Genomic DNA, 12,389 nt, shown 5'->3' with positions numbered 1-12,389 from the left:
GCTCCGCTCAACCGCGCCCAGCGCCGCGCCGCCGAGCAGCGCAAGAAGTAGGGGAGGATGCCTCGGCACGGCGTACGACGTCGAACCGAGGCATCCCGTCTCCACGACCGGCCTCGTCGACGTCGGCCGCGCTTCGACGCCGGCTCGCGGCATCCACGCCTCCAGATCAGGTGATTTCGCGGAGGTAGGAAGATTTCGCGCAGATCGTCCTACGCCGGTGAGATCACCTGATCTCGCGACTGCCTGGGTCGCGAGCCACGGGGCGTCCATTGGCCCTCGCCGGCCGCGGATATCCTGATGCGATGAGTCCCCTCCGTACCCTCGACCAGTCGAGCAAGCTCCAGAACGTTCTCTACGAGATCCGCGGGCAGGCACTGGCCGAGGCAGACCGGCTGGAGGACGAGGGCTACACGATCCTCAAGCTGAACACCGGCAACCCGGCGGTGTTCGGCTTCGAGGCGCCGTTCCAGATCGTCCGCGACATGATCGAGGCGGTCCCGCACGCGCACGGCTACAGCGACAGCAAGGGCATCATGTCGGCACGGCGCGCCGTGGTGTCGCGGTACGAGCAGGTGCCCGGATTCCCGCAGTTCGACCCCGACGACGTCTACCTCGGCAACGGCGTCTCGGAGCTCATCACGATGACGATGCAGGCGCTGCTCGACGAGGGCGACGAGGTCCTCATCCCGGCGCCGGACTACCCGCTGTGGACCGCGATGACGAGTCTCGCCGGCGGCACGCCCGTGCACTACCGCTGCGACCCCGACGACGACTGGCAGCCGGATCTCGAAGACATCCGTGCGAAGGTGACGCCGCGCACCAAGGCGATCGTCGTGATCAACCCCAACAACCCGACAGGGGCGGTGTACACCCGCGAGGTGCTCGAGGGCATCATCGAGATCGCGCGCGAGAACTCGCTGCTGCTGCTGTCCGACGAGATCTATGACCGCATCCTCTTCGACGACGCCCAGCACATCCCCCTCGCGACACTCGCGCCCGACCTGCTGTGCCTCACCTTCAACGGCCTGTCCAAGACCTATCGGGTCGCGGGCTACCGGTCCGGCTGGCTCGTGATCACGGGACCCAAGCGCCACGCCGCAGGCTTCCTCGAGGGCATCCAGCTGCTCGCCTCGACGCGGCTGTGCCCCAACGTCCCCGCGCAGCACGCGGTGCAGGCGGCGCTGTCAGGGGTGCAGTCGATCGACGCGCTCATCGCCCCCGAGGGCCGGCTCCACGAGCAGCGGGACGCCGCGTGGGAGGGTCTCGAGCGCATCCCCGGCGTCACGTGCTCCAAGCCGAAGGGCGCTCTCTACGCGTTCCCGCGACTCGACCCGAACGTGCACGAGATCCGCGACGACGCCAAGCTCGTCTACGACTTCCTCGTCGCCGAGCACGTGCTGCTCGTCCAGGGGACGGGCTTCAACTGGCCGACTCCCGATCACCTGCGCATCGTGACGCTGCCGGAGGCCCGCGTGCTGTCGGAGGCGATCGAGCGTCTCGGCAACTTCCTGTCGTCGTACCGGCAGTGAGGCGTAGGGTGCCGCCGGCGGCGGCATCCGTCAAGACCCTCGCCGGCGGACAGCGCGCGACGTAGCGTCGCGACATGTCCATCGAACTGAACCAGCCGGCGCTGCGCCACGCGCGAGCGCTCATCCGGGACGGCAAGGTCGTGCGCGATGAGCGCGACGAATGGTCGGAAGCGGCACCCACAGCCGAGGAGGAGAACTCGTTCATCGAGCGAGAAGGATGGACCGAGTACTCCCACTGGCATCTCGGCGTCGACCGGCGGGAGAACGAGGAGACGAAGCAGGCGTACTCGTTCCCGTTCGGCGACTTCACGCGCGTGCACCGCTCAGGGGTGATCTCGGCGGAGAGCCGGGCCGGCCAGTACGACCACTACGAGATCCGCGACGCACTGCGGACGCTCCTCGACCTCATCGACAAGGACGACAAGGACTGACGGGGCCGGCCGCATCGTCGGGACCGGCTCCGTCGTCGCATGCGCCCCGGGTCGGGGCGCGGCTCAGGGGTGCGCTAGAGGAGGGCGAGGGAGGTGGCGCGCCAGCGCCCGTCCATACCCTCGATCCTCACGGCGAGCGCGCGCGTACGCGCGGGACCGCGGACCACGACGACCGCTTCGACGATGCCGTCGGCGGGCGAGGACTCGTGCACGGACAGGATCGTGTGCACCGGCCGCTTCGCCGCGACACCGCGTGCGCTGCGCGCACGCGTCGCGAGGTTCGCGCGCGTGACGAGCTTGCGGTAGGCGTCTTCGGTGAGCCAGCGGGCCAGCTGATCGACCTCGCGGACTCCGGCGAAGACCTCGAGCACGCCGAGCGTGAGGTTGCGCAGGAAGGGTTCCGGAAGGGGGAGGGCGGTGGAAGGCGTCCGCTGCGGCGCGAAGAACTCTGCGAGCTGCGTGCTGCGGAACGCGTGTGGTGCGCGGGCGGTGCCCGCGGGCGTCGTTGCCATGGGTGCCTATCTCGACAGGGGGATGTCTTCTCTCGACAGGGGGATGTCTTCCGGACAGTAGAACACACGGCGAACTCACAGGAAAAATCGAGCGGCTCCACCTGTGGATAACTCGGGGCCCGATCGCCTGACGTGTCCTACTCTCACTGAGTGCGCTGGGACCGCTTCTTCGACGATCTCGAGGATCAGCTCGCCTCCGAATGGGAGGCGGAACGGGCCGCGCTCGACACCGAGGCCGAGCGACTGCGGCTGTCGCGGGTGCAGCTGACGGAGAGACTGACGCTGCTGACGGCGCGCGATCCTGGCGTACCGGTGGTCGCATCGTTCGACCTCGCCGACGGCACCAGCGTGCGCGCGAGTGTCACCGGTGTGGGTGCGGACTGGGTCTCGCTGGCGCTCGCCGAGGGCCCGGCCGGTGCGGTGATCGTGCCGTTCGCGGCGATCTCCTCGATCGGGATGCCGCATGCCGACCTGCTGCGCACCGCCCGCCCTGCGCCCCCGCGGTCGCCGCTCGCCGACCGCCTGACCTTCGGGTTCGTGCTGCGCGACCTCGTGCGGCGCCGGGCCGGCGTCGCGCTGCACCTCGTGTCGGGACGCGTGCTGACCGGCACGATCGACCGCGCAGGCGCGGATCATCTGGACCTCGCGCTGCATGAGCCCGGCGCGCCAAGGCGCACCGACGCCGTCGCGGGCTACCGTCTGGTGCCGTTCGTCGCGATCGCGTGGCTGCGGGCGGACGAGGCGCCGGCGCTGCCCTGAGCCCGCCAGACCGTCGACGGCGTCTAACCGACGGGCGGGCCGTCCGGCCCGCGTCTACGGCGCCGCGCTCGGCTGCCCCGCGGCCCGCGTCTGCGGCGCCGCGCCGGAGGGCCGGGTCGATGGTCTGTGCCGGTCTCCGCGTGCTCAGTCCGGTCGGCGGACGATGCCGCTGCCCCACAGTTCGGGGAAGCTCGCCGTCTGCGACTGGCGCCACAGCGCCATTCGCCGTGCCTCCTCGGCCTGGTCGTCGAGGTACTCGTCGATGCTCGCCGCATCCACGCGCCAGCGCGCGGGGGACCCGACCCGAAGACCGCGGAGCCGTCCTTCGTGCACGAGTGCCATGACCTCGTCGACGGAGACGCCGAGCACCTCGCCCACCTGGGCAGGGGCGAGCAGACGCACGTTCGACGTCGGGTCATCGGACATGCCCCCATTATGGACCCGCCTCCGGAGTACGGGCAGGGGCCCGGAGGGGCTGTGGATAACGCCCGACGCCGACGCGCCGAGTCGGCGACGATGGGTGCCATGACGGCCCACAGCGACCCTGTCCGCACCCCCCGACGAGCCTTCTGGGGCGACGCGCGCTTCTTCCTCGGTGTGCTGCTCGTGGCGGCATCCGTCGTCGGCGTCTGGTTGGTCGTCTCGGCCGCACGGCAGACCGTGCCGGTGTACGCGGCAGCGCACACGATCGTGCCGGGCGAAACGATCGGCACCGGCGACCTCAAGGTCGTCGACGTCGCGCTCGGGTCGTTGGCGGGCACCTACCTCACCGCCGACGACCTCGATGAGACTCAGGTCGCGACCCGCACGATCGAGGCGGGCGAACTCGTGCCCGTGGCCTCCGTGGGCGACCCGGCCGCCGCCCGCACCACCAGCGTCGTCGTCCGCAGCGCCGTCGACGTTCCGGCCTCGGTCGAGGCGGGCACCGTCGTCGAACTGTGGTCCGCACCGCTCCTGGAGCAGGGTGCGTACGACGAGCCGCGCATCCTCGTCGCCGACGCCACCGTCGTCTCGGTCACGCGCGACGACTCGATGATCGGCGGCGGCGCCGCTGCGCTCGAAATCGTCATTCCACGCGCCGATGTCGCGGCGACGCTGGCAGCGATGGCCGACGAGTCCGCACTCTCCATCGTGCCGACGACGGGCGCCGGTTCGTGAGGGTCGTGGTGGCCGTCGACGACGCCGTGCTCCTCGTCGAGGGACTGCGTCGCGAGGGGATCGACGTCATCGCCGAGGTCGCGGCCGCGGCTCCCGCGCTCGCCGCGGCAGATGGGATGCTGGGCGACGACGGCGAGGCGCTGCTGCGGGCGCTCGCCGACGCCGACGCCCTGGTCGTCTCGGTGTCGCGCGCAACGATGTCGCCCACCGTGGTCGCGCTGTGCGACCGGGCGGGGACGCGTGTCGTACCGCTCGTCGAGGACGCTGCGGGGGAGCGCGTGGCCGCGGCGTGCGGGCTGGAGGCGCCGCTGAACCGGCACACCGAACCATGGAGCATCGCCGAGGCGCTCTCGATCGGTCCCACGACTGCGGCTGCGCCGCCGCGGGAATCACGCTCGCAGCCGAGAGTGATCGCTGTCTGGGGTCCGTCCGGGGCGCCCGGACGCTCCACCGTCGCGACCGAGCTGGCCGTCGAGCTCGCGCGCGGCGGCCGCCACGTGGGACTCGTCGACGCCGACACGCACGCGCCGTCCCTCGCTCTCACACTCGGCCTCGCCGATGAGGGGCCGGGCTTCGCCGCGGCCTGCCGGCAGGCCGAGCTCGGCGGTCTCGACGTCCGCGAACTCACCCGCATCGCGGTGCCGCTCGGCCGCACCGGCGTCGACGTGCTCACCGGCATCAACCGCCCGTCGCGCTGGCCCGAGCTGAGCGACCGGCGGGGCGCCCCCGCGCTCGCCGCCTGCCGTGAATGGGCCGACTACACCGTCGTCGACGTGGCGTCTTCGCTCGAGCGCGACGAGGAGATCGTGAGCGACCTCGACGGTCCGCGGCGCAACGCCGCCACCCTCGCCGCCCTGCGGAGCGCCGATCTGGTCGTGGCCGTGGTCTCCGCCGACCCCGTCGGCATCGCCCGGTTCCTCCGCGGGCACGCCGACCTGCGCGCGACCATCGGGGCGACGCCGGTGGCGGTCGTGGCGAATCGGCTGCGGCCCGGCACCCTGGGCATCGATGCCCGTGGGCAGGTGCGACGCACGCTCGACCGGTTCGGCGGCGTCGAGGACGTGTGGTTCCTCCCGCAGGATCCGAGATCGACGGATGCCGCGATCCTCGCGTCGCTTCCCATCGCAGAGGTCGCGCCGCGCTCTCCGCTCACCCTCGCGCTGCGACGATTCGTCGGTGAGGCCGTCGTGCCCGCACCGGAGCCGCAGCGCCCGGCCCCCGGCCGACGTCGTGGCGCCGGGACGGGTCGCGGCCGCCGGGCCGCGCGAGCGGGTGCCGACGAGGCCGCCACGGTCGGTGCGCCGGTCGCCTGAGTTCAGCGCCCTAGGCTAGACGGGTGTCGACCCTCAGCGATCTCGTCTACGCCCAGGGCCGCTCCAGTGAAGAGGACGTGGAGTGGCTGCACCGTCTCGCGGGGGATGGTCAGCTCCTCGCCGATCTGGCGTTCGCCGACATCGTGCTGTGGGTGCCGACATCCGATGACTCGTTCGTCGCGGTCGCCCACACGCGACCGGGCGGCGCCGCGACGCTGTTCTACCGTGACATCGTCGGCGACCGGGTGCGGCCGCAGTGGCGCACGCAGGTGCGCGAGGCGTTCCAGACAGGCGGCATCGTCGACTCCGCGTCGCCGGACTGGTTCGAAGAGACGCCGACACGGGTACGAGCGGTGCCCGTCGCGCGCAAGGCCGGAACGACGGTCACGGTGATCGGCGTGCTCACCCGGCACACGAACCTGGGGGAGGCGCGCATCCCGTCGCGCCAGCAGATCACCTTCAACGACTGCGCCGACGACCTGTTCGGCATGATCGCGTCCGGCGACTTCCCCGACCTCGCCGCGCCCACCTCGCCGCGCCGCGGCGCGCCCCGCGCGTCCGACGGACTCGTCCGGCTCGACGTCGACGGCATCACGACCTTCGCGAGCCCCAACGCGCTCTCGGCGTTCAACCGCCTCGGCTTCGACGACGAGCTCGAGGGGGAGTCCCTCGTCGAGGTCGTGACCGGCATCCTGCCGACGAAGCGCCAGTTCGACGAGTCCCTGCCGGTCGTCGTCACGGGGCGCGCGCCCTGGCGTGCCGACCTCGAGGCACGGGGCGTCACGGTGTCGCTGCGGACGATCCCGCTCCGCGACAAGGGCACGCGCATCGGCGCCATCGTGCTGTGCCGCGACGTGACCGAGATCCGCCACCAGGAGCAGGAGCTCATCACCAAGGACGCGACGATCCGCGAGATCCACCATCGCGTCAAGAACAATCTGCAGACGGTCGCCTCGCTGCTGCGCATCCAGGCCCGCCGCTCGCACACCGAAGAGGCGCGCGAAGCACTGACGCAGGCCATGCGGCGTGTGTCGGCCATCGCGGTCGTGCACGACACGCTCTCGGAGGGTCTCGCGCAGAACGTCGATTTCGACGAGGTCTTCGCCCGCGTGCTGAAGCTGGTCGCCGAAGTCGCCGCCGCTCCCAACACCCGGGCGCGCACGCATTCGACCGGTCGCTTCGGCACGCTGCCGAGCGAGTACGCGACGCCACTCGCCCTCGCGCTCACCGAGCTCGTCACGAACGCGGTCGAGCATGGCTTGGCCGGCCAGGAGGGTGACGTCGAGATCATCGCCGAACGCGGCGACGACCGCCTCGAGGTGCGTGTTCGCGACACGGGCTCGGGTCTTCCCGAAGGTCAGGTCGGCCGCGGTCTGGGCACGCAGATCGTCCGCACCCTCATCCAGGGCGAGCTGGGCGGCACGATCGATTGGCACACGATCATGGGCAGCGGCACCGAGGTCACGATCGACATCCCGCTGCGCTACATCGAGCGCGCCAGGAGCTGACGCCGAGGCGGATGCCGGTATCCGGTGACCGTCTCGGGCGCCGGGCGGTGACCGAAGAAGAGCGGATGCCCCGAGGGGCATCCGCTCTGTCGTCTCTCTAGGTCAGGACGCGCGGCGGGCGCGAGCGGCGCGGCGCTTGAGGGCGCGGCGCTCGTCCTCGGAGAGGCCTCCCCACACGCCCGAGTCCTGTCCGGTCTCGAGGGCGTACTGGAGGCAGATCTCGGTGACTGTGCAACGCGCACAGACCGACTTGGCCTTCTCGATCTGATCGACGGCCGGTCCGGTGTTCCCCACGGGGAAGAACAGTTCGGGGTCGACGGTCAGGCAGGCGGCCTTGTCGCGCCAGTCCATGGTGGTGCTCCTTGTGACAGAGGGGATGGGGTTTTGGGTCGGTTCGGGTCCGATACCCTGTGGGATGTGCGAGATTGACTCGCCCCACGTCGCTGTGGGAGCACACGGCTTCACCAATCGTCCCATAGCGGTTTACCTGAATCAAGGGTTGATCGGCGCGTTTGTGTAGGACTTGCTGAGTGTTCCCCATGCGGTGTGGAGGGTTCGCACAAACCACTGGTCGTGCAAGAGGAAGTCGACGGAGAATGCGGACAAACCTGTCCGGAAGGATCGCGGCGCTGCTGGTCGGGCTCGAGGGAATCGGTCTGGCAGCGCTGACGGTGCGCGAGGTCCTCGCGATCGCGGCGGGCGACACCGGATCGATCGCGAGCGCGATCGCGCTGGCGGTGCTGACGCTCGTGGGCGCCGCCGCTGTGGTGGCGTTCTCGGTGGCCGTCTGGCGCGGACAGTCCTGGGGTCGCTCGGGCGGCATCGTCACCCAGCTGCTGATCCTCGCGGTGGCGTTCGGCGCGGCGACGGGGTCCTTCGCCGATCCGTCGATCGCCCTGGCGCTGGCCGTCCCAGCCCTGCTCACGCTGGTGCTGCTCGTGCTGGCCGTGCGCCACGCCGGTCGTGCGGCACGCCGCCAGGACGGCAGCGCCGACGACGAGGCCCCGGGCGCGGCATCCCGCTGACGTCGCCGGACGCGAGTCGCGGCCATCCGGCGACCGCCGGGAAGCGCGGCGAGGCCGCCCGCAGCCGGCGGACCCCCTAGACGCCCAGCAGGGTGCGCAGCCGCGCGACGTGCCCGGTGGCGCGCACGTTGTACAGGGCGTGAGAGATGCGGCCCTGCTCGTCCACCACGAACGTGGAGCGGATGACGCCCATGAACGTCTTGCCGTAGTTGACCTTCTCGCCCCACACGCCGTACTTCTCGTGCACCGCGTGGTCGGGGTCGCTCAGGAGGTCGTACGTGAGGCCGTCGCGTTCGCGGAACCGGCGGAGCTTCTCGGGCTGGTCGCGCGAGATGCCGAGGATCGTGTACCCCGCCGCCTGCAGCGGCGCGAGGCTGTCGCGGAAGTCGCAAGCCTCCTTGGTGCAGCCCGGTGTCATCGCCTCGGGATAGAAGAAGAGGATCACGCGGCCGCCGCGGAGGTCCTTGAGCGTCACGGCCTTGTCGTCCTGATCGACGAGGGTGAAAGCGGGGGCGGCGGATCCGGGTTCGAGGCGCGTCGTGGTCACCGCTCCACTCTAGGTGGGGAGCTTCCGGTCGAGCGGACGGGGTGGCACCCCGAGGACGGCCGGGACCCTGTCACGGATGCTCAGGTGCCGGACTTGTGGGACTTGTCGGCGAAGGTCTCCAGCAGCCGCTGCAGCGAGTCGAGGCGCGCCGGCCCGCCGGGCCCGAGTCTTCCTGCCTCGACGGCCTCGACGATGGCGCAGTCGGGGGCGTCCGGCAGGTGCGTGCACCCGCGTGGGCACTCTTCGGCGACCTCGGCGAGATCCGTGAACGCGCGGAGGATGTTCGCCGGATCCACGTGGCCGAGGCCGAACGAGCGGACGCCCGGCGTGTCGATCACCCAGCCGTTGCCGCCCGCGCCGAGATAGCGCAGCGACACCGTCGAGCTCGAGGTGTGACGCCCGCGACCGGTGACGACGTTGACGTGGCCCGTCGCGCGTCGGGCGTCGGGGACGAGGGCGTTGACGAGCGTGGACTTGCCGACGCCGGAGTGTCCCACGAACACCGTCGAGTGCCCCTCGAGAGCGGCGCCGATCCGTTCGAGCGGCATCTCGTCGCGCCCGCTCGTGAACACCATGAGGTCGAGGCCCTCGAAGTGCGCCAGGAACTCGGCAGGGTCGGCCAGGTCCGTCTTCGTCACGACGAGAAGGGGACGGATGCCGGCATCCAGCGCCGCCACGAGGTACCGGTCGACGAGCCGCGGGCGGGGTTCCGGATCGGCCGCCGCCACGACGACGAGCATCTGGTCGGCGTTGGCGACGACGATCCGCTCGACCTGGTCGGTGTCGTCTGCGCTGCGGCGCAGCAGCGATGTGCGCTCCTCGATGCCGACGATCCGGGCGAGGGTGCCGTCGTCGCCCGAGGCGTCGCCCACCACGCGCGCGCGGTCGCCCGTGACGATCGGCATCTTGCGCAGCTCGCGGGCCCGCACGCCGAGCACGGTGCGCTCGCCGGGCAGGTCTTCGTCGAGCAGCACCGTGTAGCGGCCGCGATCCACCCCGAGCACGCGGGCGATCTGGGCGTCGCTGTGCGCGGGTCGCCGCTTGGTACGGGGCCGGTTCGCCTTGGGGTTGGGCCGCACCCGGATATCGGCTTCGTCGAACTCCGACTCGTCCTCGTCGTCGTCGAGATCGTCGAGCCAGCTCATGACGTCGTCCTGAGCTGCTTCACCGTGGTCATCCCGTCAGCTCCGCCACCGACTGCTCGCCCCTTCACGAGGCGCGCATCGTCTCCTCGGAGACGCCGCCGTCGGCGTGCTCGCCGTCGAGCATGCGCTGCCAGATCTGCGGGAACTCGGGCATCGTCTTGGCGGTGGTGCCGATGTCGTCGACCTCGACGCCCGGTACGGCCAGGCCGATGAGAGCACCGGTGGTCGCCATGCGGTGGTCGTGGGAGGCGTGCCACACGCCGCCGTGGAGCGGGCGCGGCACGATGCGGATGCCGTCGGGAAGCTCTTCCGCCTCTCCGCCCAGGCCGCGCAGCTCGGCGACGAGTGCCGCGATGCGGTCGGTCTCGTGTCCGCGGATATGGCCGATCCCGTGGAGCGTCGAGGGCGAGTCGGCGAACGCGGCGAGCGCGAAGATCGTGGGGGTGAGTTCGCCGGCGGCCGACAGGTCGAGGTCGACGCCCTGGATGCCGGCGCCGCCGGTGACGGTGAGCGCCCCGCCGCGGCGGACCGCGCGAGCACCCATCAGGGAGAGGATGTCGGTGAGCATGGCGCCAGGCTGCGTCGAGTGGGCCGGCCAGCCGGTGACCGACACGGAGCCGCCGACGACCATCGCGGCGGCGAGGAACGGCGCGGCGTTCGACAGGTCGGGCTCGATGGCGACGTCCTTGCCGCGGATGGGTCCCGCCGGCACGATCCATTCGCCGACGCCCGGACGCTCGACGTGCACGCCGCGGTGGGCGAGGGCCTCGACGGTCATGTCGATGTGCGGAATGCTGGGAAGCCGCTCGCCCGAGTGGCGGAGCTGCAGGCCGACGTCGAATCGCGGCGCGGCCAGCAGCAGGCCGGACACGAATTGGCTCGAGGCGCTGGCGTCGATCGTGACCTCGCCGCCGCGGACGTGCCCGTGCCCGCGGATGCTGAACGGCAGTGCCCAGTGGCCGCCGTCGTCGATGTCGACCCCGACGTCGCGCAGCGCCGTGATCATCGCGCCCATCGGGCGGTGCAACGCGCTCTCGTGCGCCGTGACGGTGACGTCGCCGCGGGCGAACCCGCCGAGCCCGGCGACGAAGCGCATGACGGTGCCGGCCTGTCCGCAGTTCACCTCGGTGCCGCCGCGCAGCGGCCACACCGGCGTCACCTCGATGTCGTCGCCATACCGCCCGGTGCCGGGGACCAGCTCGATCCCGACGCCGAGCGAGCGCAGCGCTTCGATCATGCGGGCCGAATCGTCGGAGTGCAGCGGCGCGATGAGGCGGCTCGGAGCGTCGGCGAGAGAGGCGAGGATGAGCTCGCGATTCGTCAGCGACTTCGAGCCGGGGACGGTCACCGTTGCGTGCAGCGGCCCGTCCGCCACCGGAGCGTGCCAGTGGCCGCGCCCGATCGGCGCGGAGGTCGGGGAATACGCGTCGGCTGTCATCGGATTCTACCCTACTGAACCCGGTCGACAGTGGCCGGGAGCCACCCACTGAGCGGAGCCGGATGTTCGCCACTCTCGATCGCCTCGATCTCGAGGCGCCGTTGCACAGCGAGCCCGTCGTGCGGGTCCCAGGCGGCGTGCAAGCCCCCGCCGTAGACTGGCGCGTGATGAGCGACCCGATCGACCAGACGGACCAGGTGCAGGATCCGCGTGCGCAGTTCGAAGAGCAGGCACTGCCCTTCATGGACCAGTTGTACGCGGCCGCCATGCGCATGACTCGCAACCCCGCGGACGCGGCAGACCTGGTGCAGGAGACCTTCGTCAAGGCGTTCGCGTCGTGGAAGACCTTCACCCAGGGCACGAACCTCAAGGCGTGGCTGTACCGCATCCTGACGAACACCTACATCAACACGTATCGCAAGAAGCAGCGCGAGCCGTACCAGGGCACGATCGATGACCTCGAGGACTGGCAGCTCGGCGGCGCCGAGTCGACCACCGCGTCGAGCACCCGCTCGGCCGAGGCCGAGGCCATCGACCACATGCCCGCGTCGGTCGTGAAGGACGCGCTGCAGTCCATCCCGGAGGACTTCCGGCTGGCGGTGTACCTCGCCGACGTCGAGGGCTTCGCCTACCAGGAGATCGCCGACATCATGAAGACCCCCATCGGCACGGTCATGAGCCGTCTGCATCGTGGCAGGCGGATGCTTCGTGAACTGCTGGCCGACTACGCAAGAGAGCGCGGCATCGCGACTGCCGCCACGAGGAGCACGAAATGACCGACTGCGGCTGTGAGAAGGCGCGGCGCGACCTGGAGGAGTACCTGCGCCACGAGGTCTGCAAGACCGAGCAGAGCGACATCGCCGAGCACCTGGAGCACTGCGCGGGCTGCCGCGACGAGGCCCTGGTGGCGCGCACCCTCACCGAAGTGGTGGCGCGGGCGTGCAAGGAGAGTGCACCCGAAGAGCTGCGCGATCAGGTGCTGGCGAAGCTCCGGGCGGTCCAGGCGGCGCACTGACGCCGCTGG

At 71.0% G+C, this 12,389-nt stretch carries 15 protein-coding genes; 9 read left to right on the top strand and 6 right to left on the bottom strand.

Annotated elements, in window-relative coordinates; translation table 11 throughout:
* The first annotated feature begins 302 nt into the window (after positions 1-302).
* Both ACI3KX_RS17260 and ACI3KX_RS17255 read left to right on the top strand, forming a co-directional pair.
* Positions 303-1,529 (top strand): pyridoxal phosphate-dependent aminotransferase, encoded by a 1,227-nt coding sequence (locus ACI3KX_RS17260; protein WP_349426824.1) that lies wholly within the window; start codon positions 303-305, stop codon positions 1,527-1,529.
* 74 nt (positions 1,530-1,603) lie between these two features.
* Positions 1,604-1,960, top strand: a complete 357-nt coding sequence (locus tag ACI3KX_RS17255; protein WP_404910484.1) for a hypothetical protein — start codon at positions 1,604-1,606, stop codon at positions 1,958-1,960.
* Positions 1,961-2,034: 74 nt separating this feature from the next.
* On the opposite strand, the gene ACI3KX_RS17250 is transcribed toward ACI3KX_RS17255, so the two are convergent.
* Positions 2,035-2,472 (bottom strand): Rv3235 family protein, encoded by a 438-nt coding sequence (locus tag ACI3KX_RS17250; protein WP_308868367.1) that lies wholly within the window; start codon positions 2,470-2,472, stop codon positions 2,035-2,037.
* A 150-nt stretch (positions 2,473-2,622) separates the two neighbouring features.
* Here ACI3KX_RS17250 and ACI3KX_RS17245 point away from each other — a divergent pair, with 150 nt between their 5' ends.
* Positions 2,623-3,231: a hypothetical protein gene (locus tag ACI3KX_RS17245; protein ID WP_363357848.1), complete on the top strand. Its 609-nt coding sequence runs from the start codon at positions 2,623-2,625 to the stop codon at positions 3,229-3,231.
* Positions 3,232-3,375: 144 nt separating this feature from the next.
* On the opposite strand, the gene ACI3KX_RS17240 is transcribed toward ACI3KX_RS17245, so the two are convergent.
* Entirely contained in the window at positions 3,376-3,657 is a 282-nt protein-coding gene (locus tag ACI3KX_RS17240) for a helix-turn-helix domain-containing protein (RefSeq protein ID WP_349426827.1), read from the bottom strand.
* 99 nt (positions 3,658-3,756) lie between these two features.
* Here ACI3KX_RS17240 and ACI3KX_RS17235 point away from each other — a divergent pair, with 99 nt between their 5' ends.
* From ACI3KX_RS17235 to ACI3KX_RS17225, 3 genes are read left to right on the top strand one after another with little or no spacing between them, the layout of a single operon-like run.
* A complete protein-coding gene (locus tag ACI3KX_RS17235) occupies positions 3,757-4,389 on the top strand; it encodes an SAF domain-containing protein (RefSeq protein WP_404910483.1) in 633 nt (210 codons plus the stop codon).
* Between the two features lie 8 nt (positions 4,390-4,397).
* Positions 4,398-5,702 (top strand): CpaE family protein, encoded by a 1,305-nt coding sequence (locus ACI3KX_RS17230; RefSeq protein WP_404910482.1) that lies wholly within the window; start codon positions 4,398-4,400, stop codon positions 5,700-5,702.
* A gap of 23 nt (positions 5,703-5,725) precedes the next feature.
* Positions 5,726-7,210 (top strand): histidine kinase N-terminal domain-containing protein, encoded by a 1,485-nt coding sequence (locus ACI3KX_RS17225; protein ID WP_349426831.1) that lies wholly within the window; start codon positions 5,726-5,728, stop codon positions 7,208-7,210.
* A 102-nt stretch (positions 7,211-7,312) separates the two neighbouring features.
* Here ACI3KX_RS17225 and ACI3KX_RS17220 read toward each other — a convergent pair whose 3' ends face one another.
* Positions 7,313-7,561: a WhiB family transcriptional regulator gene (locus ACI3KX_RS17220; protein WP_018171995.1), complete on the bottom strand. Its 249-nt coding sequence runs from the start codon at positions 7,559-7,561 to the stop codon at positions 7,313-7,315.
* A gap of 245 nt (positions 7,562-7,806) precedes the next feature.
* Between ACI3KX_RS17220 and ACI3KX_RS17215 the strand changes: the two genes are divergently transcribed.
* On the top strand, positions 7,807-8,235 hold the full coding sequence (locus ACI3KX_RS17215; protein ID WP_404910481.1) for a histidine kinase: 429 nt from the start codon (positions 7,807-7,809) through the stop codon (positions 8,233-8,235).
* A gap of 76 nt (positions 8,236-8,311) precedes the next feature.
* On the opposite strand, the gene bcp is transcribed toward ACI3KX_RS17215, so the two are convergent.
* From bcp to aroA, 3 genes are all read right to left on the bottom strand, one after another.
* Positions 8,312-8,782 (bottom strand): thioredoxin-dependent thiol peroxidase, encoded by a 471-nt coding sequence (bcp, locus tag ACI3KX_RS17210; protein WP_349426833.1) that lies wholly within the window; start codon positions 8,780-8,782, stop codon positions 8,312-8,314.
* A gap of 80 nt (positions 8,783-8,862) precedes the next feature.
* Positions 8,863-9,927 carry a ribosome small subunit-dependent GTPase A gene (gene rsgA / locus ACI3KX_RS17205; protein ID WP_404910480.1) on the bottom strand — a complete coding sequence of 355 codons (1,065 nt, stop codon included), beginning with the start codon at positions 9,925-9,927 and terminating at the stop codon, positions 8,863-8,865.
* A gap of 64 nt (positions 9,928-9,991) precedes the next feature.
* On the bottom strand, positions 9,992-11,365 hold the full coding sequence (gene aroA, locus ACI3KX_RS17200) for a 3-phosphoshikimate 1-carboxyvinyltransferase (protein WP_404910479.1): 1,374 nt from the start codon (positions 11,363-11,365) through the stop codon (positions 9,992-9,994).
* Between the two features lie 167 nt (positions 11,366-11,532).
* Here aroA and ACI3KX_RS17195 point away from each other — a divergent pair, with 167 nt between their 5' ends.
* On the top strand, positions 11,533-12,141 hold the full coding sequence (locus ACI3KX_RS17195; protein WP_363358234.1) for a sigma-70 family RNA polymerase sigma factor: 609 nt from the start codon (positions 11,533-11,535) through the stop codon (positions 12,139-12,141).
* A complete protein-coding gene (locus ACI3KX_RS17190; protein WP_349426836.1) occupies positions 12,138-12,380 on the top strand; it encodes a zf-HC2 domain-containing protein in 243 nt (80 codons plus the stop codon). The genes ACI3KX_RS17195 and ACI3KX_RS17190 overlap by 4 nt, the downstream gene beginning before the upstream one ends.
* The last annotated feature ends 9 nt before the right edge of the window (positions 12,381-12,389 follow it).

The sequence above is a fragment of the Microbacterium sp. ZW CA_36 genome (assembly GCF_044987475.1).
GTDB lineage: Bacteria > Actinomycetota > Actinomycetes > Actinomycetales > Microbacteriaceae > Microbacterium.
The sequence above is the reverse complement of the archived record's forward strand: the minus strand, read 5'-3'. Positions and strand labels throughout refer to the sequence as shown.